Source organism: Pandoraea anhela (genome assembly GCF_902459655.1).
Lineage (GTDB): Bacteria > Pseudomonadota > Gammaproteobacteria > Burkholderiales > Burkholderiaceae > Pandoraea > Pandoraea anhela.
Window position 1 is genome coordinate 284,431 of sequence record NZ_CABPSB010000002.1, and the last position, 22,154, is coordinate 306,584.

The window sequence follows — 22,154 nt, forward strand, 5'->3', positions numbered from 1 at the left end:
CGAAGCCGTTCAGAAATGGTCGCCATCCGAAGCCCCCCGCGCACGCTGGCTTGTTTGCGTGGCAGACGACGGCGCGGCACCGAAAGCGTTGGGCAACAGCAAGCGCTGTTGTCGCGTGCCATGTCGAATGTCGACGAAATCGTCCCCGATGTTCACGACTTGCCACTCGCCCACCTTGTCGCCTTTGCTCACGTTGCGCCCGAAGCGGCCATCGACGCGCAAATACGCCACGGTGGCGTTCTCCACGCCGTAGATGAACAGCAGTTCGGGCGGTGTGTCGACATGCGCCGGCTTCGCGACATGGCGCTCATGCGCGGGGCCGGCGCCGGCGGCTTTCGATTCGGCTTGCTTCGCGTCCTGCGCTTGCTGCGATGCTTTCAGATGGGCGCGCGCGAAAGCGTCTATGGTCTCCTCGGCATGCGCCGTCGCCGGGAGCGTCGCCGCGATCGTCAACAAGGCACGACGGAAAAACTTAGTGAACATAGTAGGTTCCTTGTGCGGAGAAGACGGGCTTGCCGTCATCGATCACGATCTTCAGCTCGCCCAGAGACATGTTGCCGGCGCGCATCATCAGGCCGGCGACGGAGTCGAAGAACGCCAGATGCCCGGCCATCCTCCATTCGCCTTTCGAAATCGGCGGGGGCACATCCTTACGCGCCCCCACCCCGGGGGGGACGGGCACCAGCGGCACCGGCATCGTCAGCGCGATATCCATGCCGTAGTCGCCGAGCGCTTGCAGACGCGCCCCCGCCGTGCGCAGGAACTGATTGCGCGGCACGGGCGCCACGCGGGCATCGCCATCGTCTTCAACCGCTTCCGATTCGTCATGCGACGCGGCGACCGTGCGGGCCGACGTGGCGTCGTCCTCAGGCAGCGTCACGACTTCCCTGGCGTGATCGAGGTCGACAATCTGCGCACCGGGCCGCTGGGACAGCAGCAGATCGAACGTGCCGCCCTCCCGGCGCCGCCACTCGATGTCGCAACGCCGCGCCTTGCACTCGATGTTCGCCGGACGCCAGCCACCGGCATTCGCCGGCAAATGCTGAATCGTGCGCTGCAAATGCCGCGCGTACGACGCGCCCGTCGAGAAGGACTCCGCCGCAAGCGCGCGCTTGAGCGCCTGTTTGTAGGCGTCGACCGGATCGACGCGATTGGCGGCGGCGAGCTTCTCCTGCTGTACCGCGTCGTACCAGGTCCATCCCCCATACGCGCCGCCGCCGACCACCACCAGCGTCGCCATCAACACGGCGGCGACACGCATCTGGCGCACCGGCAGCGCCTTTCGCACGGGCTTCAGACGCGCCTCCACCGCGGTGTCGCGCCGCGCCGCGGCGGCGATGTCGTCGAGCGTGATCACGACGTCCGCATGCGGCAAGTCCATGCGCATCACCCCCGCCACCTTCACGGGCCCTTCGACCTCCGCCATCCACTGTTCCAGACGATGCTTGAGCTGCGAGGCCGGAAGGTCGAGATCGAGTTCGGGACGATGATCGCGCAGCGTCACGAACAGCGCCCGCGCCGGATCGTCCGGATCGGGATGAATGAACGCGACGTTCGGTCCCTCGACCAGCGAGCCGAGCACGGCCGCCAGCGCAACGCCGTGGACGTCGGCGTCCGGAGCCCCGTCCACGGGCAGCGACACCAGTCCGACAGTGCGCGTACCGGCGCCATCGTCGGTTACGGTGAAGTGAGACGCGTCGCGACTGCGTGCGAGGTTGCGAATCTCGACCATCTCCTTCTCGAGGCCGATCAGGGTCTCCCACTGCGCGCCGACAACGAGGTGATTGGACAGTGCGCGCGCCATGTCACACGCCCTCGGTCAGTTCCGGCGAGATCAGGATCACGACTTCGTTGACGTGCTGATTCGCCTCCTTCATGCCGCCTTCGTAATTGAAGATGCCGTCACGCTCGGTGTTGTCGTCCTTGCGGCGAAAGCCGCTCAGCACCAGCGTATCGCCCGACTTGAGCGACGCACGCTGCATCGTCTGCACGGACGCCGTAATCGGCAATTGCAGGAATGTCCCTGCGCCGAGACCGTCGTCGTTGCCTCTGCGGTCGTCGTCCTTGTCGCCGATATCGACACTCACGCCCTTGCCGTCGATGTCGGCCCTCACGCCCGAGCGATTGCCGCCCTGCGCGTCGGTGCCGCTCGCGGCCTCCTTGCCGGTGCGCAGATTGATCTTGTCGAGCTTCTTCAGGTCGGACATATCGATCTGCACTTGCAACATCACGCTGCGGTTGTCCATCAGCGTGGGCAAGAGGTTCATCACGAAGCCGGTGGTCAGCACCGACTGCTCGGCCGTCACCACCGCCTGCCCGCCGTAGTTGCCCGGCGTCATCTTGGTCTGCGCGACGAAGCCGCGATTTTGCGTGACGGCCACCGGCGCGGGCTGGTTGTTCAGCGTCACGACCGTCGTGTCGATCACCGTGCTGACGCGCCCTTGCCTGCTGAGCGCCTTGAGGAACGCCGAGGAGCCGGCGAGACGGCCTTTGGGAATCTTGCTCACGCTCAAGCCGCCTTTGCGCGTCATGAGGGCGCCGCCCATGGCCGGCCCGCTCAGCCCTGCGATGAAGCCGCTCGCGGAGCGATAGACGAGATCCCAGTCGATCCCGGCTGCCGAATTTTCATCGAGCGTGACCGAGTAGACCTGCACACGCAGCTTGACCTGGCGGCCGAGCACCGCGTTCTCCGAATCGATGTATTGCGCCACGCGCGCCATCACATCGGCCGTATCGGTCACGACCAGCGAACTGGTGACGACCGATGGCGTCACCCGCCCGCCTGGCGAGAGCATGTCGGTGACGGACTTGACGAGGTCGGTCCAGTAATCGAGTTCCGACTCGACAGTGACGTTGGCGTCCGCATTGAAGCTCAGGTCGACGCCGCCCGACGCAGCCCCGCCGCCCCCGGATGCACCACGGTCTGCCTTCATCTTCGAGGACTTGCCGACGGACGCCGTGTACGACGAACTGCCGGGCATCATCTTGATCTGGAACGTACGTGTGACGTAGCGCGCGAATTGCACCACGCCGTCGCGATATGTCCAGTGTGTGCCCGACCGGTGCGCGATGGTATCGAGCAGCCCCGAGAGCGAGCCGTGATATTGCAGCGGCACGGCGGGTTCGCCGCTGTCCGTGCAATTGAGTCGAAAGAGTTGATTGCCCGAACCCGGGCCGCCGCGACCGCCATGATCGCCGGCAGGCCCGGTGTCGCATCCCACGTCCGACGCCAGACGAATCGTCAGACCGTTACCTCTCGCGACTTGCGTGAGCAATACCGACATCGGCAACGGCGAGCCCGTGGAAAAACGCACCTCGCGCTTGAAGAAGTCCGGCAAGGCGACCGTCGCGTTGACGGCGACGGACTTGCGGGAGAGCCATGCCCCTTCGACACGCTCGATGGCGCCGATGGGCGGTGCCGCATGGGTTTCGGACGCGGCGCGCGCCGTTTCGCGCGCCTGCGTAACGTTTTCGTCCGTTTTCGACAGCATGCCCGGCGTGCCGCACGCTGACAGTAACGTGATGGCGCACAACACGCCGAGTCGCATTCTCATGGATGACCGCTTCCGATCTGGTTCGCCGTGCACGAGGCACGGCGCTGGTTATTGTGTGGCGTGCACCACGCGCAACACGCGATTGGCCTCGTAGACCTTCACGCGTATCGGCGCATCGGTGTTTTGCAGCGAACGCACGACCTGCTCGACGACGCCGAGAAAATCGCCCTGAAACGTGGCGGGATATTCGATGGGGAAATCGCGATCGATCTCCCACGCGAGTTGCCAGCCATGGCGCTCGGCGAAGCGGCGGACAGCCTGCGAGACGCGGCCGTCCGACGGCCGGAGCGCCAGCTCGAACGCGGCCGGCGGCGGGGTGAGCGCAACCGGCGGGCCGGCGGGCAGGACCGGTGCAGGCTCGGCCTGTACATACCGCCGCGCATCGTCCACCGTCTGCGCATGCGACGCGTCGGGTGCGGGTTCCGCACGCTCGCGAGCACCGGCCGACTGCATCAGCGGTTTGTGGCTCGCGAACATCCACGTCACGTCGGTTTGAGGTGCTGCGCCGGCGGTGCGTGCCAACGGCAGCACGCCTGCGCACATCACCGCGACCAGCGCAACACGCATTCCTGAATGAGTCATGTCTTGTCCGCCTTTCAATCAGATCCTCGTGAGCCCCAATCGCCCCGCCTGTCGCACCTGTACCCTCTGGCCCATCTGGCCCATCGGCTCGGTTGGGCCCATTACCCCGTGAACGCTTCTCATCCGGCGATGGTGAATTCCAGTTCGGCCTGCGTCACACCGGCGCTGCTCGCGTCCTGCGTGCAAGCCTTGCTGATCTCGGAGATCTTGTTGTCCGACTTCGATTTGATAACCTGACCGTTGATGGTGAGCGTGGCGAACAGGCCGTTCATCTTCGAGGCGAAGTCTTCGCATTGCGAACTCGGATAACCGACGGACTTTACGGTGACGCCGCTCGACGGATAGCCGCCGCTGCCAGACGGCACGGCGTCGATCGTCACTTCCCCCCCGAAGCGATTCAGAATCGTCGTGGTGCCGGCAGGGCGGTTGAACGGCTCTGCGATCGCGGTCGGTCGAATGTCGACCTGCGTGCTCTTACCCGCGATGAGCGTGCCCGCAGCCACCGCGTTCTGCACGGCCAGCGCCGACATCTGCCAGTCCTTCATCTCCTGCGACAACTTCACGTTGTTCATCAGGCGTGGCACACCGACCATCGCCCCGGCCATGATCAACCCCATCACCGCCACCGCGACGGACAGTTCGACCAGCGTCACGCCTCGCTGACGGCGCTTGTTCACCCGAAGCGCCAGCGGGTTATTGAGTTGCGCGATTGCGCTCGCGTCTGTACGTACGTTCATTTTTGAGTCCACTGTTTTGAAAGAATGAAAAGAAACGACGCCACGATCCGAGAGACGTCCTCGTGACGACAGGGGCGATTTATGCCCGAATGCGGACCGTTGCGTTGTCGCGTGCAGCACGCGTCTTTCGCAAATTGACATTCGACGCAAGCAAGAAATCGCCCATTGGCACGCCATTTCCGATACCTCGGGATGCATGTCGACAATCGCGAAATGCATCGCGAAACATGGGCAGGAACGAGACGGGCCGTGGAAACCGGTCGGCAGAACGACGACCGGGACATCAGTGTGAAAATCGGAATGCGACTAAACGCAATTCGAGGGTTGTCGGAGCGGGCGGCAAACGTCAGGAATCAGCCGATTCACAAGCCATATTGCATGGCTTTCGGATGACGAATGCGAGTGCTTCGTGTCGTGGCGGCAGCGCTCGACACCGCGCGGCACGCCTGAAAAGCATGCCGCGCATCGGTATCGTCAGCGCTCAGTGCGCGTGACCGGTCCGGAGGGTATCGGCGCCCGCAATGCGCCCGGCACCGTGCGCCTCATGCGCGCCTTGCCCCGCGTCGGCATGCTCCTCGCCGTCGTTCGCCGCCTTGTCACCGGGCAGCACGAGCGGGCCGTTACCGGCGAAACGATCGAGATAGAGATAGATGACCGGCGTGATGTAGAGCGTGATCACCTGCGAGAACAGCAAGCCGCCGACCACTGCCAGGCCGAGCGGCTGACGCAACTCTGCCCCGGCCCCCAACCCGAGCGCGATCGGCAATGCGCCCATGAGCGCGGCCAGCGTGGTCATCATGATCGGTCGGAAGCGCAACGCACACGCCTGACGAATCGCCTCCGCCGGCGTCAAGCCGCCGTTGCGCTGCGCATCGAGTGCGAAGTCGATCATCATGATGGCGTTCTTCTTCACGATACCGATCAGCATGAGAATGCCGATCACCGCGATGAGCGAGAGATCCATGCCGAACAGGCGCAGCGTCAGCAGCGCCCCGACGGCGGCCGACGGCAAGCCCGCCAGAATCGTAATCGGATGGATGTAGCTCTCATAGAGCACGCCGAGCAGCACGTAGATGACCAGCAATGCGCCCACGAGCAGCACGACCTGGCTCGACTGCGACTTCTGGAACGCCGCGGCGTCGCCGCCCCAGCTCGTGATGATGCTCGGCGGGAAACCCAACTGGTGCTGGAAGCTCACGATTTTCTGCGAGGCGTCGCCCAACGCCGCCCCCGGGGCGAGGTTGAACGAAAGCGTCACGGCCTGCAACTGGCCCTGATGGTTCACCGACACCGGCCCCATCTTGCGCTCGACCGTCGCCACGGCCGAGAGCGGCACCAGCGCACCGCCCTTGCCGCGCACGTAGATCTTGTCGAACGCGCCTTCGTCGCGGCGATCGTTATCGTCCGCCTGCAAGATCACCTGATAGCTGTCGCTCGGCGTGTAGATGGTCGATACCTGACGCTCGCCGAATGCGCTGTACAGCGCACTGCGAATGTCGCCGATGGCCACACCCAGCGTATTCGCCTTGTCGCGATCGATGGTGAGTTGCGCTTGCAGACCCTTCATCTGCGCGTCGGTCGTCACGTCGCGGAAGATCGGGTCGGCGCGCATCAGGTTCATCAGACGATCCGACCACAACTGCATCTCGCCCGGCTTCACGCTTTGCATCACGTACTGGTAGCGGCTCTTGCTCTGCTTGCCGCCCAGTTGCAGGTTCTGCACCGGGTTGAAGTAGACGCTCAGCCCCGGCACCTGTTTCACGTCGCGCCGCAGCGCTTCGAGCACCTCGCTCATGTGCGGCCGCTCGCCGTGCGGTTTCAGGTTGATGAACATGCGCCCCTGATTGCTGTCGTTGGCCGACACAATCACGGTCTGCACCGCAGGATTCGCGCGAATGATATCGCCCGCCTGACGCAGCAACGCCGACATCGCCGTGAACGAGATGTCCTGCGCGCCCTCGGCCGTCACCTGCACCTGTCCGATGTCCTCGCTCGGGAAGAAACCCTTCGGAATCGTGGCGAAAAGCACGCCGGTGGCGATGAACGTGGCGCCGGCGGCCACCATCACCCAACGACGATGCGCGAGGCACCAGTCGACACTGCGCACGTAGGCGTTCTGCACCCACACGAAACCGTTCTCGAACCATTGCGTGGCGCGCAGCCCCATCCCTTCGTCCTGCTCGTGCCTGAGATAGCGGCTGCACAGCATCGGTATCAGCGTGAGCGACACCGCCGCCGATACCAGAATCGCCAGCGACACCACCACGGCGAACTCGTGGAACATCAGCCCGATCACGCCCGGCATGAAGAAGATGGGGATGAACACGGCGACCAGCGAGATCGAAATCGAGAGAATCGTGAAACCCATCTCACGCGAGCCGACGAGTGCAGCGCGCAGCGGCGGCACCCCGTTCTCGATGTGGCGCACGATGTTCTCGAGCATCACGATGGCGTCGTCCACGACCAGCCCCACGGCGAGCGTGATGCCCAGCAGCGAGATATTGTCGATGGAATAGCCCATGCCCTTCATGAGCGCGACAGTGCCGATCAGCGACACCGGCAGCGACATCACCGGAATGAGCGTGGCGGCGAGGCGTCTCAGGAACAGAAAGATCACCAGCGTGACGAGAATCACCGTGAGCGCGAGTGTGAACTGCACGTCGTCGATGGACTCGCGGATCGAGACCGAACGGTCGTTGAGCAGCTTGACCTGAATGGACTGCGGCATCTGTTCGCCCAGACGCGGCAGCGCCGCCTTCACCTGATCGACCGTGGCCACCGTGTTCGCATTGGGCTGACGCAGCACCGCGAGCACGATCGAGCGCTCGCCGTTGACCCAACTGCCCGTCTTGACCGACTCGACGCTGTCCTGCACGTCGGCCACGTCGCGCAGGTACACCGGGTTGCCGTTCACGCTGGCGATGATGAGATTGGCGAACTGCTCGGCCTTCGTCATCTGACGGTTGGCTTCGATGGTCAGCGTCTGGCGGCTGCCGTCGAGCGTGCCGACGGGGCTGTTCGCGTTGGCCGACGCCAGCGCGCGTGCCACGTCGTCGAGCGTGAGTTTGCGCGCGGCGAGCGCGTCGGGCCGAGCCTTCACGCGCACCGCGAAACGCTTCTGCCCGAAGATCAGCACCTGCGCGACGCCGGGCAGCGTGGAGAGCGTCGGGGAGACGAGGTTTTCCGCGTAGTCGTCGAGTTCCGCCAGCGACATCGACGGCGAGTTCATCGCAAGGAACAGAATCGGCGCATCGGCCGGATTGACCTTGCGATACGACGGCGGCGTGGTCATCTCCACCGGCAGCTTGCGCTGCGCGCGGAACAGCGCCGCCTGCACGTCGACGGCCGCCGCGTCGATATCGCGGTCGCTGTCGAACTCGATGATGATCGAGGTGTTGCCCTGCGTATTGGTCGAACTGATGACCGCCACGCCGGCAATCGTCGAGAACTGCTTTTCCATCGGCGCGGCGACCGACGCGGCCATCGTCTCCGGGCTCGCCCCGGGCAAGGTCGCCGTGACCTGAATGACGGGCGAGTTATAGCTGGGCAGGGCGGAAATCGGGATCTGACCGTACGCGATCAGGCCAGCCACGACGGCCGCCACGCACAGCAGGATCGTCATGACCGGCCGGCGGATACAGAGTTCTGAGAGGTTCATGGGGCCTTCCCGCCATCGCCTGCGGCTGCCACGGCGGGAACAGCAGGAACGGCGGCACCGCTCGCACCGTCACGCGACGCCACGACCGTCACCGTGTTGCCCGGACGCAGATTCTCCGCGCCTTCCTGCACGACCTTCACGCCGGCGGGCACGCCGTCGACGACCGCAAGTTTCGCTTCCACATAGCCGACCTTGACCGGCTTCGCGCTGACCTTGCCGTCGTCGCCGATCACGTAGACGAATTTGCCGTCCGGCCCGGTCTGCACCGCCTGCGGCGGCACCACGCTCGCCTGCTTGAGCACGCGGCCGATCACCGCGACGTTGAGGTACATGCCGGGCCAGAGCTTCGCGTCGCGATTGTCGTAGGCGGCCTTCAACCGGATGGTGCCGGTTTGCGAGTCGACGGCGTTGTCGATGAAGCTCAGTTGCCCGGTCACGTGCACGCCCGTGGTGCCGAGCGTGGCGGTCACCGACACGGGGCCGCCGGCGCGCGCGGCCTGCAATTCGGCCAGCGCGCCCTCGGGCAACGTGAAGCTGATATCGATCGGATCGAGTTGGGTGATGCTCACGAGCGCCGCGCCGCCTGGCGTCACGAGGCTGCCCGGGTGCACGTTGATCGCGCCGGTGCGACCGTCGATACCCGCGCGGATCTGGTTGTAGTCGACCGCCACCTGACTGGCGGCGATCGCCGCACGGTCGGCGGCGACTTGTGCCGTGAGACTGTCCACGCCGCTTTGCGCCGTATCGAGCGCGCTTTGCGAGACGAAGTGCTCGGCGATCAGTTGTCTGGTGCGCGCGAGCGTGCGGCGGGCATTGGCGAGATCGGCTTCGTCCTTGGCGAGTTGCGCCTGCACCTTCTTGAGGTTGGCCTCGTCCATGCGCGCGTCGAGCGAGAACAGCAACTGCCCGGCTTTGACGAAGTCGCCTTCCTTGATATGCACCTGACGGATCGTGCTGGAGATTTGCGGACGAACGTCGATGGTCTGGCGCGCGGTCACTGTGCCGTTGGCAATGAGCCGGACCGGGACGTCGCGCACCTCGACCGTGGTGGCCGTAACGGACGGCGCGGCGAGCGCCTTGACCGGCGCCTGCACACCGCGCGAACGCCACCAGATGCCCGCGCCGGCGACCACCGCCACGGCCAGCACACCCACGATCCAGCGGCGTGCCCCCGGCTTGCCCGGGTTAGCCGTACCTGCCTGCCCACGGGCGGCCGCGTCCCCCGGCAACGGCCGGTGGGCGTTCTCGTCACTCATCTTCTTCCCCGTTTACCCATGCGACGCCAACTTGCCGGCCAAGCCCCCGCTCGTCCTGCCGCGTCGGTTTCTACTGATAAAACAACCGTGGCGCCTTGCCACGGCGATGCATGTCGATGCGCTGTCGCAGCATGCCTGCGGCGTGCCGACGTCAGCCCGTGTCATTCCACCTTCATGCCCGTCAATTCGGGACGGCCGGGCGGATACGCCAGGTTCAGTTCCGTCAGCGCGTTCACCAGCAACTCCGCCACCATCAGATTACGGTGGCGTTTCGAGTCGGAAGGCACGATATACCACGGGGCATATTCCGTCGAGGTCGCCGATAAAGCTGCCTCATAGGCCTTGGTGTATTGCGGCCAGAAGCTGCGTTCCTTGAGGTCGCCCAGCTCGAATTTCCAGTGTTTGTCGGGATCGTCGATGCGCTCCTGGAGCCGCTTGCGCTGTTCCTCGGCCGAGATGTGCAGGAAACACTTCACGATATGCGTGCTGTTATCGGCAAGCAGCCGCTCGAAGTTGTTGATGTGCGTGTAGCGGCGCTTGCACTCGTCGGCATCGATCCAGTCGTGCACGCGCGTAATGAGCACGTCTTCGTAATGGCTGCGATTGAAGATCGCCAGCTCGCCTGCGGCGGGCACGACCATGTGCACTCGCCAGAGGAAATCGCGCGCCAGTTCGATCGGCGTGGGCGACTTGAAGTTGGCCACGCGAATTCCCAGAGGATCGACGTTCTGAAACACCGCGCGAATCGTGCCGTCCTTGCCGCTGGTGTCCATGCCCTGAAGCACGAGCAGCACACGGTGGCGGCTGTTGGCATGCAGAATGGTCTGCAATTCGTCGAGCTTGAGCCCGAGTTCCGTCAGACGCGCCTTGTCGTCGTCTTTGCTGTCGCCGGAAAACGGCTTGTCGGCCGGATCGAAGGCCGAGAGGTCCAGCTTCTTGCCGAGCGGTACGCGGTATTTCTCGAACATCGCCAACTCCTGCGTGAAAAGCCAGTTGGGAGTATCGCCCAATTTGCGTAGGGCGCAAAAAAAGCGCCCGGCATAAGCGAATCGTGGCGGGAGATAACGAGCGATGTGCGTGGAAAGTGCGGCTCGGAAGGCGCCCAAAGCCGCTTAAATTCGCATTTTTATGGGAAATGACGCAAACCACGGGCCTTCAACAGAAAATTTCGACCCCAAAACAAAAAGCGCGGCGCCGACCTTCGGCAACCGCGCCTTTGGCTTCCGACGGCCCGGGTCGCCAGCGCGACCGGGGCCGTCGTTCATCGCTTCCCGTGCTCAGGCACCGAGCTTCTTCTTGAGCAACTCGTTGACCTGCGCCGGGTTGGCCTTGCCCTTCGTGGCTTTCATCGCCTGACCGACCAGCGCGTTGAACGCCTTCTCCTTGCCGGCCCGGAATTCTTCGACGGACTTGGCGTTGGCGGCCAGCACTTCGTCGATGATCTTCTCGATAGCGCCCGTGTCGGTGATCTGCTTCAGGCCCTTCTCCTCGATGATGCGGTCGGCGGCGCCGTCGTCGGTGGCGCGTGCTTCCCACATCAGTTGGAAGACTTCCTTGGCGATCTTGTTCGAGATCGTGTTGTCCGCAATGCGCGCGAGCAGGCCGGCGAGTTGAGCGCTGGAGACCGGGCTGGCGTCGATGGCGAGGTCTTCGCGGTTGAGCAGCGACGACAGTTCGCCCATGATCCAGTTGGCGGCGGGCTTGGCGTTGGCCTTGCCTGCCCTGGCGACCACGGCTTCGAAGTAAGCGGCTTGCGCCTTCGACTGCGTGAGCACGGCGGCGTCGTAATCCGACAGGCCGTACGACGCCACGAAACGGGCCTGCATGCCGGCCGGCAGCTCGGGCAATGCCGCGCGCACGCGCTCGATCCATTCGCTGTCGATCACGAGCGGCATCAGATCCGGGTCGGGGAAGTAGCGATAGTCGTGCGCGTCTTCCTTGCTGCGCATCGAACGCGTTTCCTTCTTGTCCGGATCGTACAGACGCGTTTCCTGCACCACGGTGCCGCCGTCTTCGATCAGTTCGATCTGACGGCGCACTTCATACTGAATCGCCTCTTCCAGGAAGCGGAACGAGTTCAGGTTCTTGATTTCGGCGCGCGTGCCGAATGCCTTCTGTCCGACCGGACGCACGGACACGTTGGCGTCGCAACGGAACGAGCCTTCCTGCATGTTGCCGTCGCAAATACCCAGCCACACCACCAGACCGTGCAGCGCCTTCGCATACGCCACGGCTTCGGCCGCGCTGCGCATTTCCGGCTCCGTCACGATTTCGAGCAGCGGCGTCCCCGCACGGTTCAGATCGATGCCGGTCATGCCGGCAAAGTCTTCGTGCAGCGACTTGCCTGCGTCCTCTTCGAGGTGGGCGCGCGTGAGCGTGACGACCTTCTCGTAGGCCTCACGGCCGGTCCGCGCGTCGGCTTCGACCTGAATTTTCAGCGAACCGCCCTGCACCACCGGGATTTCGTACTGGCTGATCTGGTAGCCCTTGGGCAGGTCCGGGTAGAAGTAATTCTTGCGCGCGAAGATGCTGCGCGGTGCGATCGTCGCACCGATGGCCAGACCGAACTCGATCGCGCGCTCGACGGCGCCGCGATTGAGCACCGGCAGCACCCCCGGCAGCGCCAGATCCACGGGGCACGCCTGCGTGTTGGGGGCCGCGCCGAACTGCGTCGATGCGCCCGAGAAAATTTTGGAAGCGGTGGAGAGCTGAGCGTGCGTCTCCAGACCAATAACGACTTCCCATTGCATAAGGTTCACCCTTGTCTCAACTTGTCGGCATGGCCGCTGGCCCGCCTTAGCTGCCGGTCGTGCCACACGGGCGACGCGCCGGCCTGTTCCTGTTAGTCGATGCTGGCCATGCTGGCCAATGCCTGTGCATACAGGCCAACCCTCGTCATCCGTGCTTAGCGGCGCGTATCCCGCGCGCAAACGCCCGACTGCGGATCGAAACTCACGGGCCACGCGTTCTCGTAAATGCCCGCCGAGCAATACGCCTCGCAATTCGCGTGCCCGATGGTCACGTTGCCCGGGTCCTGCCAGATCAGCAGCTTGCAGGCGCCGCGATTCGCTTGCAGCTCGATGCTCGGACGCCACTTCGTCTGGTGAAAATCCGCCAGATTGAAGTGGCAACTGCCGCGACTGCCGACCCACAGACGCCAGTCCAGCGACTGCACCTGATTGCCCTGCACCTTGAGCGTCGCCTGTTCGCGAAAGCCGTCTTCATCGGTCTGCGAGCAATAGCCCGACAAATTGATTTCACGGTATGCGATCGGTGTCGGACGCGAGAACGGCAGGGAGCACGACGCGAGCGTGAGCACCGTGCCGGCCAGCATCAGGCCCCGGGAAACCCATCGACGGGAGGCGGGCGCGGCAGCGCGCGCGCCGCCCGAGGCGACGGGTATCGTGTCGTGCTGCATGCGCAGGCGGCCCATGATCAGACGCCCGCCGGAGCGCGCTTGTGCCAGTCGGTCGCGCGCTGGAACGCGTCGGCCACTTGCAGCAGGCGGGCTTCGTCGAAGTAGTTGCCGATCATTTGCAGCCCGACCGGGCGCGCGTTGCGGCCCGGGCCGACCGGCAGGCTCATGCCCGGCAGGCCGGCCAGACTCACCGACAGCGTATAGATGTCGGCCAGATACATCTGCACCGGATCCGCGCTCTTCTCGCCGAGGTTCCACGCCACCGACGGCGCCACTGGCCCCATGATGACGTCGCACTGCGCGAACGCGTTCTGGAAGTCCTGCGCAATCAGGCGGCGGATCTTCTGCGCCTGCAAATAGTAGGCGTCGTAGTAACCGTGCGAGAGCACGTAAGTGCCCACGAGAATACGGCGCTTGACCTCGGTGCCGAAGCCTTCGGCACGCGACTTCTTGTACATGTCGAGCAGATCGCGGTACTCGGCGGCGCGATGACCGAAGCGCACGCCGTCGAAACGCGAGAGGTTCGACGAAGCTTCCGCCGGGGCCAGCACGTAGTACACCGGGATCGACAGTTCCGTCTTCGGCAGCGATACCGGCACGCGCACCGCGCCGAGCTTCTCGAATTCGGCCAGCGCGTTGTCGATGGATTCGCGCACGTCGGCCTCGAGCCCCTCGCCGAAGTATTCCGCAGGCAGACCGATGCGCAAACCGGCCAGCGGCTTGGCGGCCGTCGCCCCGTCGAGCGGCTTGCCCAGCCCGCGCGCGAAGTCTTCGTCTGCACGCTCGAGGCTGGTCGAATCGCGGGCGTCGAAGCCCGCCATGCCGCTCAGCAGCCACGCGCAATCCGCCGCGCTATGCCCGAACGGGCCGCCCTGATCGAGCGACGAGGCGAACGCGATCATGCCGTAACGCGATACGCGACCGTACGTCGGCTTGATGCCGGTCACACCGCAAAACGCCGCCGGCTGACGGATCGAGCCGCCGGTGTCGGTGCCGGTGGCGACCGGCGCGAGCCGTGCGGCCACCGCCGCCGCCGAACCGCCCGATGAGCCGCCCGGCACGGCCAGTTTGTCCCAGGGGTTCTTCACGGGGCCGTAGTAGGAGTTTTCGTTCGACGAGCCCATGGCGAACTCGTCCATGTTGGTCTTGCCCAGCGTGACCATGCCGGCGTCCGACAGACGCTCGACGACGGCCGCATCGAACGGGCTCTGATAGCCCTTGAGCATGCGCGAGCCGGCCGTGCTGTGCCAGCCGCGCGTGACGAATACGTCCTTGTGCGCGACGGGAATGCCCAGCAGCGGCTGGTTGGCGCCGTCGCCGGCGGCAATGCGTGCGTCGGCGGCGCGGGCCTGCGCGAGACTCGCTTCGGCGTCGACGTGCACGAAGGCGTTCAGATCGGCGGCGGCGTCGATGCGCGCCAGATAGTGCTGCGTCAGCTCGACGCTCGAGACGCGCTTGGCGTCGAGCGCGGCGCGCAAATCCTGCAAATGAATCAGATCGTGTTCCATGATGGCTGCGGTGCGGGGTAGCGCATGAAAAACCGGAAAAAGCGACCGGAAAAAGCGGCCGAAAAAACCGCCAGCGAGAGCAGCACTCACCAAGCCGTGACTCAGTGGCGGTACAGCATTGGCAATGAAGCAGCGGCAACGAGCCCGGTCACAAAAAACGCGTCGCGAAAACCGCGGGCGAGGGCCGTGGGCGCGTGCGCCGCGCCGGACTCATTCGATGACTTTCGGCACCAGATAGAGACCGTCCTGCACGGCCGGCGCCGGGCGCTGATTCGCCTCGCGGTCGACGAGCTCCGTCACCGCATCGGTGCGCAAACGCTGAGCGACTTCCTGAATTTGTTCGATCGGATGCGCGAGCGGAGCCACGCCATTCGTGTCGACCGACTGCATCTGTTCGACGAGCGCGAAGAAGCCGTTGAGCTCCTTTTCCATGTGAGCCGCCTCGTCATCGGCCAGCTCGAGACGCGCGAGATGCGCGATGCGTTTGACGTCGGAGAGATTCAAAGCCATGAAGAAATCCCGAAAAATTGCGCATTGGAGAGCAGCCGGATGCATGCCTGCCGCTGAAATTAGGGACAGAATGCGGAGAATGTGCGCACGACATCGAAGTCGTTCGTCGTTTTGCTCCGTGCATCGCGCCGCGCAGGAGGGTCGATACGCCGTGCCGCAAGGGTCCCGACGCAAATGCCGTGGGGGTCGAATGTGGCGTCAACGTGCTCGTTTTTCCTGCAAAACCTGCGAAATTATAAGGTATCATTGCGCATTAAATTTGCGTCGGAGCGTGTTTTTGCACCCTCCGCCGCTGTCGCGCAGGTGGGCCACGGCCAGTCCGGGGGGCGCGACAGACGATCGCGCAGTCCATTGGAAGACCCTGACGCGACGAATTTTTAACGGCAGCCCCGCCTCCTGCCCGGTACCGCATTCCTCGGTTTGTCCGCACGTTTCGCGAGCCGCCGCGTGGCGCCTGGCGATTTTTTTGCGAACAGGCCGGAACCCAGACGACAGGCAGCCGTCCCAGTCAAATTGAATTGGGCGGCCTCACGCAAACACAGGATTTTGCATGTTCGGTTTTCTTCGCAGCTATTTCTCCAACGACCTGGCCATCGACCTGGGCACGGCCAACACCCTGATCTACATGCGCGGCAAGGGCGTCGTTCTCGACGAACCGTCGGTCGTCGCCATCCGTCAGGAAGGTGGCCCGAGCGGTAAGAAGACGATTCAGGCCGTCGGTAAGGAAGCCAAGCAGATGCTCGGCAAGGTCCCGGGCAACATCGAAGCCATTCGTCCGATGAAGGACGGCGTGATCGCCGACTTCACCGTGACCGAACAGATGATCAAGCAGTTCATCAAGATGGCTCACGAATCGCGACTGTTCTCGCCGTCGCCGCGCATCATCATCTGCGTGCCGTGCGGTTCGACCCAGGTCGAGCGCCGCGCCATCAAGGAAGCCGCCCACGGGGCGGGCGCCTCGCAGGTGTATCTGATCGAAGAGCCGATGGCCGCTGCCATCGGCGCCGGTCTGCCGGTCTCGGAAGCCACGGGCTCGATGGTCGTCGACATCGGCGGCGGCACGACCGAAGTGGGCGTGATCTCGCTGGGCGGCATCGTCTACAAGGGCTCGGTGCGCGTGGGCGGCGACAAGTTCGACGAAGCGATCGTCAACTACATCCGCCGCAACTACGGCATGCTGATCGGCGAACAAACCGCCGAAGCGATCAAGAAGGAAATCGGCTCGGCCTTCCCGGGTTCGGAAGTCAAGGAAATGGAAGTCAAGGGCCGCAACCTCTCGGAAGGGATTCCGCGCGCCTTCACCATCTCCAGCAACGAAATCCTCGAAGCCCTGACCGATCCGCTCAACCAGATCGTGTCGTCGGTGAAGATCGCCCTGGAACAGACGCCGCCGGAACTCGGCGCCGACATCGCCGAGCGCGGCATGATGCTCACGGGCGGTGGCGCGCTGCTGCGCGATCTCGACCGTCTGCTCGCCGAAGAAACGGGCTTGCCCGTGCTCGTCGCCGAAGATCCGCTCACCTGCGTGGTGCGTGGTTCGGGCATGGCGCTCGAGCGCATGGACAAGCTCGGCAGCATCTTCTCCTACGAGTAAGCCAACGTGCGTGGTTCGTCGTCCGGCGCGGTGGGGTATGGCCTCCCACACCTCGCCCGGCACGGCCGGCCACGCAGCATGACCTTGCGCACGCAGCCGGGCGTCTCGCCGCTGCGTCGCGCCCGACTGACACCATTCGCGCACCGCGGCGTCTCGCTGCGCGTGCTTCCCTGAAGGGCCTACCATGCAGTACAGTCCGCCGCCACTGTTCAAACAGGGACCGTCGGCGTTGGCCCGGCTGATCTGTTTCGTCGCGCTCGCCATTGGCCTGCTCGTGGTCGACTCGCACTACAACACGCTGGAACGGTTGCGATCCGTTGCCGGCACCGCGCTCTATCCCGTGCAACGCATGATGCTGTTGCCTCGCGACGCGATTCTCGGCGTCGCCAGCTTCTTCTCGACCGAATCGCGACTCACTTCCGAGAACAGCACGCTGCGCGAGCGCAATCTCGAACTCTCCGTTCAGGCCCAGCGCAACAATCAACTCGCGGCAGAAAACGAACATCTGCGCCAGATGCTCGCCCTGCGCGAACGCCTGCCTGTGCCGAGCATTCCGGCAGAAATCGAATACGACACGCGCGACCCGTTCACGCAGCGTGTGGTCATCGATCGCGGCACGAAGCACGGCGTCAAGCTCGGCGCGCCTGTGGTCACCGAACAAGGCCTGCTCGGTCAGGTCTCGCGCGTCTTCCTGATGCAAAGCGAGGTGACGCTGCTGACCGACAAGGAACAGGCCGTGCCGGTTCAGGTCACACGCAGCGGTGTGCACAGCGTGATTTACGGCGGGCTGCGCGGCGACGTGCTCGACCTGCGCTTCATTCCGCTGTCCGCCGACGTGAAAGTCGGCGACGAGATCGCCACGAGCGGTCTGGACGGCGTCTACCCGGCCGGTTTGCCGGTCGCGCGCATCACCAAGGTCGATCGCGTCTCGGACACGGCATTCGCACGTATCTGGTGTCAGCCGGTGGCCAATCTGCGTAGCCAGCGTCAGGTGCTGGTCCTGCAATACACCACGCCGCTCGCCCTGCATCCGGACGCCGCCGCCGATCTCGCGCGCGCCTCCGATCCGTCGGCCAGCGGCGGCAAACCCGCGCCGAAGGGCGGCACGCGCGCCGATCCGAAACTCGCGCCGGGCGCCCGCAAGGGTCACTAAGGAATTCACATGTCACGACCGCAATACATTCTGCTGCCGGTCAATCCGTACTTCATCGCGCTCAGCCTCGTGGTGGCGTTTCTGGTGAACCTCATGCCGTGGGGGCATGCCCCCGCCATGCCCGACTTCGTCGCGCTGGTGCTGATGTTCTGGAACATCCACCAGCCGCGCAAGGTCGGCATGGGCGTGGCGTTTCTCGTCGGCCTGCTCATGGACGTGCACAACGCCGGTCTGCTCGGTGAACACGCCCTCGCGTATACGCTGCTCTCTTACGGCGCGATCATGATTCACCGCCGCGTGCTGTTTTTCACGCTGCTCGGTCAGGCGCTCACCGTACTGCCGCTGCTGCTGCTCGCGCATGTCGTGCCGTTCATCATTCGCCTGGCCACGGGCGCGGCGTTTCCGGGCTGGTGGCCGCTCGCCGCGAGCTTCGTGGAAGCCGTGCTCTGGCCGGTCATCAGTATCCTGCTGCTGGCGCCTCAGAAACGCGCCGTCGACCGCGACGATACGCGTCCGATCTGACGGCCAACCCGCCGTCGGATCGCACCTAAGAGCCCCGCCAAGCCAGCATGACCGAGTTCAAGAATCCCCAGCAACAGCTCCAGACGTTTCACCTGCGGGTAACGGCGGCCGCGCTTTTCGTGCTGATCTGCTTCAGCCTGCTCGCGGTGCGCTTCGTCTATCTGCAAGTCTTCCGTCATAACCAGTACGCCCTGCAAGCGGACGAAAACCGCGTCTCGCTGGCGCCAATCGTGCCCAATCGCGGCGTGATCATGGATCGCAACGGCGTGGTGCTCGCGCGCAACTATTCTGCCTATACGCTCGAAATCACACCATCGAAAATCGGCCGTCCGCTCGAAGACCTCGTGACCGATCTGTCGGACGTGATCGAGATCACGCCACGCGACCGCGCCCGCTTCAAGAAGTTGATGGACGACAGCAAGAGCTTCGAGAGCCTGCCGATCCGCACGCGCCTGACCGACGAGGAAGTCGCGCGCTTCACCGCGCAGCGTTTCCGGTTTCCCGGCGTCGACGTGCATGCCCGTCTGTTCCGTCAATATCCGCTCGGCGAGACCGCCGCGCACGTGATCGGCTACATCGGCCGCATCTCGCAGCGCGACCGTCAGCGCATCGACGCGATGAGCGAGGAGAACGACAGCGACAGCGCGAAGTACGACATCCGGCGCGACGCCAACAACTACAAGGGCACCGACTACATCGGCAAGATCGGCGTCGAGCAGAGCTACGAAACGCAGCTTCACGGCATCACCGGTTTCGAAGAAATCGAAGTGACGGCCGGCGGTCGTCCGGTGCGCACGATTTCGCGCACACCGGCCACGCCCGGCGACAACCTCGTGCTGTCCATCGACATCAAGCTCCAGCAAGTGGCCGAGCAGGCCTTCGCGGGACGCCGTGGCGCCGTGGTCGCCATCGAACCGAAGACGGGCGACGTGCTGGCCTTCGTGTCGGCGCCGAGCTTCGACCCGAACCTGTTCGTCGAAGGCATCGACCAGCAGAACTGGGACGCCCTGAACAACTCCCCCGACCGGCCGCTGCTCAACCGGCCGCTGCGCGGCACCTATCCGATCGGCTCGACGTACAAGCCGTTCATGGCGCTTGCCGGCCTCGAACTCGGCAAGCGTACGACGAACTGGGGCTTTCAGGACACGGGCTCGTTCACGCTGGGCAATCACACGTTCCGCAACGACGTGCGTAACGGTCAGGGCTGGATCGACATGTACCGCTCGATCGTGGTCTCGAACGACACGTATTACTACATGCTCGCGCACGATCTCGGCGTGAACGCCATCCACGACTTCATGGTGCCGCTCGGCTTCGGGCAGTTGACGGGCATCGACATCGAAGGCGAAGCGCGCGGCATACTGCCGTCGACCGAGTGGAAGCGCAAGGCGTACAAGAAGCCTGCGCAGCAGAAGTGGTACGACGGCGAGACGATCAGTCTTGGCATCGGTCAGGGCTACAACTCGTTCACGATTCTGCAACTCGCCCACGCCACCGCCACGCTCGCCAACAACGGCGTGGTGATGAAGCCTCACCTGGTGAAGGCCGTCGAGGATCCGGTCTCGCACTCGCGTCAGCTCACCGTGCCGCACGAGAGCGCGCGTCTGCCGTACAAGCAGGCGGACGTCGACTTCGTCAAACGCGCGATGGTCGGCGTCATCAAGGAAGGAACTGGACGTCAGGCTTTCGCCGGCGCGCCTTACGAGGCAGGCGGCAAGACCGGCACCGCGCAGGTGTACTCCCTCGGCAAGAACGAGAAGTACAACCACAACGCCGTTCCCGAGTTCAAACGCGATCACGCGCTGTTCATCGCTTTCGCACCGGCCGACGACCCGAAGATCGCCCTTGCGCTGATCGTCGAGAATGCGGGCTGGGGCGGCGCACAGGCCGCGCCGGTTGCCCGCAGCCTGCTCGATTACTACCTCATCACCGAACCGAAGGAGCGCGCTGCGGAAGCGGCCGCGTTGCAGGCGGCCGCGTCGGGCGCGTCATCGGCCGTCTCCGCCGCACCGGACGCCCCGCCTGCAAGCGCCGCCGAACTCGACCGCAACACCTCGGCGAACACCGCCGTCGCCACGACGACGGCGCCTCGCGTGGCCCCGAACGCTTCCGGTACATCCGGTGCATCCGGCGCCAACAGTCCGACACCGGCTGCCGGCATCGCCCGTGCACCGAGCGGCAAAGCTTCCGCCACCGCCGCCGAGCCGCCCGGACCCGCGCCCCAATCGCCGTCGAACAAACCGGCCGTAAGTCCGACCGTGGCCGACGAGGCTCGCCATCGCGCCGCTATCCGTGCACAAGGTCAGGGTGCGCGAAGCGCGCAAGGAGGAACACCATGATGGCGCTCGACAAACATACGTGGAAAGAACAGGTCAAGCGCCTGTTCGCCGCCTTCGACAAACCGCTCGCACTGATCGTCTTCCTGCTGCTGTGCGTGGGACTGGTGACGCTCTACAGCGCCAGCATCGACGTGCCGGGCCGCGTGGAAGACCAGATCCGCAACATCGTGCTGACGTTCATTCTGATGTGGGTGCTGGCGATGCTGCCGACGCAGACGCTGATGAAATTCGCGGTGCCGCTCTATACGGCGGGCGTCGCGCTGCTCATTGCGGTGGCGATGTTCGGCCTGACGAAGAAAGGGGCGAAGCGCTGGCTGAACGTCGGTATGGTGATCCAGCCGTCCGAGATCATGAAGATCGCCATGCCGCTCATGCTGGCGTGGTACTTCCAGAAGCGCGAAGGCAACATTCGCTGGTTCGACTATCTGGCCGCCCTCGCGCTGCTCGGTATTCCCGTCGGCCTGATCGCCAAGCAGCCCGACCTCGGCACCGGCCTGCTCGTGGCCGCGGCCGGGCTTTACGTCATCTATCTGGCGGGATTGTCGTGGAAGCTGATTCTGCCGGTGCTCATTGCCGGGGTGGTCGGCATCGGCACGATCCTCGCGCTCGAAGACCGGATCTGTCAGCCCGACGTCGAATGGCATGTGCTGCACGATTACCAGAAGCACCGCGTGTGCACGTTGCTCGATCCGACGTCCGATCCGCTGGGCAAGGGCTTCCACACGATTCAGTCGGTCATCGCCATCGGTTCGGGCGGCACGACAGGCAAAGGCTGGCTCAAGGGCACGCAGGCTCACCTCGAATTCATCCCCGAAAAGCACACCGACTTCATCTTTGCCGTGTTCGCGGAAGAGTTCGGTCTGATCGGCGAAGGCGTGCTGATCCTGTTGTACCTGCTGCTCGTCGCCCGCGGGCTGATGATCGCCGCGAGCGGTGCGACGCTGTTCGGACGCCTGCTCGCCGGGGCCGTCACGATGATCTTCTTCACCTACGCCTTCGTGAACATGGGCATGGTGAGCGGCATTCTGCCGGTCGTGGGCGTGCCGCTGCCCTTCATGAGCTATGGCGGCACCGCGCTGGTGACGCTCGGCCTCGGGGTCGGCATTCTCATGAGCGTGGCACGCGAAAAACGCCTCATGCAGAGTTAGCGCCCGCCCGACGCCGACATATCGCCATCGAAACGGCAGAGCAACCGCTCTGCCGTTTTTTTTCATTCGAAGGAATTTCCTATTTTGATGAGCGAAACATGGGATTCAGCTTAGTCCGGATTCGATAAAAACGAGACTTATACGAAACGCATGTGCGTTCGCCGAGTTCGCCGCA

General features: G+C 64.4%; 17 protein-coding genes. 5 read left to right on the forward strand and 12 right to left on the reverse strand.

Translation table 11 applies throughout. The features are described 5' to 3' along the window. Positions 1-9: 9 nt before the first annotated feature. The 12 genes from PAN31108_RS04405 to gatC all read right to left on the reverse strand — a co-directional run bounded on the left by PAN31108_RS04405 (position 10) and on the right by gatC (position 15,223). Complete coding sequence (locus PAN31108_RS04405) at positions 10-483, reverse strand: hypothetical protein (protein WP_150667657.1); 474 nt, start codon at positions 481-483, stop codon at positions 10-12. After that, a complete protein-coding gene (locus PAN31108_RS04410) occupies positions 473-1,804 on the reverse strand; it encodes a type IV pilus inner membrane component PilO (RefSeq protein ID WP_150667658.1) in 1,332 nt (443 codons plus the stop codon). The genes PAN31108_RS04405 and PAN31108_RS04410 overlap by 11 nt, the downstream gene beginning before the upstream one ends. 1 nt (position 1,805) lies before the next feature. Then, positions 1,806-3,554: a secretin GspD/PilQ domain-containing protein gene (locus PAN31108_RS04415; RefSeq protein ID WP_150667659.1), complete on the reverse strand. Its 1,749-nt coding sequence runs from the start codon at positions 3,552-3,554 to the stop codon at positions 1,806-1,808. A gap of 48 nt (positions 3,555-3,602) precedes the next feature. After that, positions 3,603-4,136, reverse strand: coding sequence for a toxin co-regulated pilus biosynthesis Q family protein (locus tag PAN31108_RS04420; RefSeq protein ID WP_150667660.1), 534 nt, complete (start codon positions 4,134-4,136; stop codon positions 3,603-3,605). Positions 4,137-4,255: 119 nt separating this feature from the next. Then, on the reverse strand, positions 4,256-4,873 hold the full coding sequence (locus PAN31108_RS04425; RefSeq protein ID WP_174994844.1) for a pilus assembly FimT family protein: 618 nt from the start codon (positions 4,871-4,873) through the stop codon (positions 4,256-4,258). Between the two features lie 481 nt (positions 4,874-5,354). Further along, positions 5,355-8,531, reverse strand: a complete 3,177-nt coding sequence (locus PAN31108_RS04430) for an efflux RND transporter permease subunit (protein ID WP_150667662.1) — start codon at positions 8,529-8,531, stop codon at positions 5,355-5,357. Next, positions 8,528-9,787, reverse strand: coding sequence for an efflux RND transporter periplasmic adaptor subunit (locus tag PAN31108_RS04435; RefSeq protein WP_150667663.1), 1,260 nt, complete (start codon positions 9,785-9,787; stop codon positions 8,528-8,530). Before PAN31108_RS04435 ends, PAN31108_RS04430 begins: the two co-directional genes overlap by 4 nt. A gap of 161 nt (positions 9,788-9,948) precedes the next feature. Then, positions 9,949-10,755, reverse strand: a complete 807-nt coding sequence (locus PAN31108_RS04440; protein WP_150667664.1) for a polyphosphate kinase 2 family protein — start codon at positions 10,753-10,755, stop codon at positions 9,949-9,951. A 309-nt stretch (positions 10,756-11,064) separates the two neighbouring features. Further along, a complete protein-coding gene (gatB, locus tag PAN31108_RS04445; RefSeq protein WP_150667864.1) occupies positions 11,065-12,537 on the reverse strand; it encodes an Asp-tRNA(Asn)/Glu-tRNA(Gln) amidotransferase subunit GatB in 1,473 nt (490 codons plus the stop codon). 155 nt (positions 12,538-12,692) lie between these two features. Continuing rightward, positions 12,693-13,121 (reverse strand): hypothetical protein, encoded by a 429-nt coding sequence (locus PAN31108_RS04450; protein ID WP_246183794.1) that lies wholly within the window; start codon positions 13,119-13,121, stop codon positions 12,693-12,695. Between the two features lie 101 nt (positions 13,122-13,222). Then, positions 13,223-14,713 (reverse strand): Asp-tRNA(Asn)/Glu-tRNA(Gln) amidotransferase subunit GatA, encoded by a 1,491-nt coding sequence (gatA, locus tag PAN31108_RS04455; protein ID WP_150667665.1) that lies wholly within the window; start codon positions 14,711-14,713, stop codon positions 13,223-13,225. 210 nt (positions 14,714-14,923) lie between these two features. Then, positions 14,924-15,223, reverse strand: coding sequence for an Asp-tRNA(Asn)/Glu-tRNA(Gln) amidotransferase subunit GatC (gene gatC, locus PAN31108_RS04460; protein ID WP_150667666.1), 300 nt, complete (start codon positions 15,221-15,223; stop codon positions 14,924-14,926). Between the two features lie 550 nt (positions 15,224-15,773). Between gatC and PAN31108_RS04465 the strand changes: the two genes are divergently transcribed. From PAN31108_RS04465 to rodA, 5 genes are all read left to right on the forward strand, one after another. Next, positions 15,774-16,817: a rod shape-determining protein gene (locus PAN31108_RS04465; protein WP_010805637.1), complete on the forward strand. Its 1,044-nt coding sequence runs from the start codon at positions 15,774-15,776 to the stop codon at positions 16,815-16,817. Between the two features lie 184 nt (positions 16,818-17,001). Next, positions 17,002-17,970: a rod shape-determining protein MreC gene (mreC, locus tag PAN31108_RS04470; protein ID WP_150667667.1), complete on the forward strand. Its 969-nt coding sequence runs from the start codon at positions 17,002-17,004 to the stop codon at positions 17,968-17,970. A 9-nt stretch (positions 17,971-17,979) separates the two neighbouring features. After that, the gene (gene mreD / locus PAN31108_RS04475) at positions 17,980-18,492 is read left to right on the forward strand and encodes a rod shape-determining protein MreD (protein ID WP_044453324.1); all 513 of its coding nucleotides are present in this window, start codon (positions 17,980-17,982) and stop codon (positions 18,490-18,492) included. Positions 18,493-18,539: 47 nt separating this feature from the next. Beyond that, positions 18,540-20,831 carry a penicillin-binding protein 2 gene (gene mrdA, locus PAN31108_RS04480; RefSeq protein ID WP_150667668.1) on the forward strand — a complete coding sequence of 764 codons (2,292 nt, stop codon included), beginning with the start codon at positions 18,540-18,542 and terminating at the stop codon, positions 20,829-20,831. Further along, positions 20,831-21,979, forward strand: a complete 1,149-nt coding sequence (gene rodA / locus PAN31108_RS04485; protein ID WP_150667866.1) for a rod shape-determining protein RodA — start codon at positions 20,831-20,833, stop codon at positions 21,977-21,979. Before mrdA ends, rodA begins: the two co-directional genes overlap by 1 nt. Positions 21,980-22,154: the final 175 nt, after the last annotated feature.

Coding starts and splice junctions, on each gene's coding strand:
- PAN31108_RS04415 (WP_150667659.1), bottom strand. CDS start 3,554: ATGAGAATGCGACTCGGCGTGTTGTGCGCCATCACGTTACTGTCAGCG.
- PAN31108_RS04410 (WP_150667658.1), bottom strand. CDS start 1,804: ATGGCGCGCGCACTGTCCAATCACCTCGTTGTCGGCGCGCAGTGGGAG.
- PAN31108_RS04430 (WP_150667662.1), bottom strand. CDS start 8,531: ATGAACCTCTCAGAACTCTGTATCCGCCGGCCGGTCATGACGATCCTG.
- PAN31108_RS04435 (WP_150667663.1), bottom strand. CDS start 9,787: ATGAGTGACGAGAACGCCCACCGGCCGTTGCCGGGGGACGCGGCCGCC.
- PAN31108_RS04405 (WP_150667657.1), bottom strand. CDS start 483: ATGTTCACTAAGTTTTTCCGTCGTGCCTTGTTGACGATCGCGGCGACG.
- PAN31108_RS04450 (WP_246183794.1), bottom strand. CDS start 13,121: ATGCTGGCCGGCACGGTGCTCACGCTCGCGTCGTGCTCCCTGCCGTTC.
- mreD (WP_044453324.1), top strand. CDS start 17,980: ATGTCACGACCGCAATACATTCTGCTGCCGGTCAATCCGTACTTCATC.
- PAN31108_RS04440 (WP_150667664.1), bottom strand. CDS start 10,755: ATGTTCGAGAAATACCGCGTACCGCTCGGCAAGAAGCTGGACCTCTCG.
- gatC (WP_150667666.1), bottom strand. CDS start 15,223: ATGGCTTTGAATCTCTCCGACGTCAAACGCATCGCGCATCTCGCGCGT.
- gatA (WP_150667665.1), bottom strand. CDS start 14,713: ATGGAACACGATCTGATTCATTTGCAGGATTTGCGCGCCGCGCTCGAC.
- PAN31108_RS04465 (WP_010805637.1), top strand. CDS start 15,774: ATGTTCGGTTTTCTTCGCAGCTATTTCTCCAACGACCTGGCCATCGAC.
- PAN31108_RS04420 (WP_150667660.1), bottom strand. CDS start 4,136: ATGACTCATTCAGGAATGCGTGTTGCGCTGGTCGCGGTGATGTGCGCA.
- rodA (WP_150667866.1), top strand. CDS start 20,831: ATGGCGCTCGACAAACATACGTGGAAAGAACAGGTCAAGCGCCTGTTC.
- PAN31108_RS04425 (WP_174994844.1), bottom strand. CDS start 4,873: ATGAACGTACGTACAGACGCGAGCGCAATCGCGCAACTCAATAACCCG.
- mrdA (WP_150667668.1), top strand. CDS start 18,540: ATGACCGAGTTCAAGAATCCCCAGCAACAGCTCCAGACGTTTCACCTG.
- gatB (WP_150667864.1), bottom strand. CDS start 12,537: ATGCAATGGGAAGTCGTTATTGGTCTGGAGACGCACGCTCAGCTCTCC.
- mreC (WP_150667667.1), top strand. CDS start 17,002: ATGCAGTACAGTCCGCCGCCACTGTTCAAACAGGGACCGTCGGCGTTG.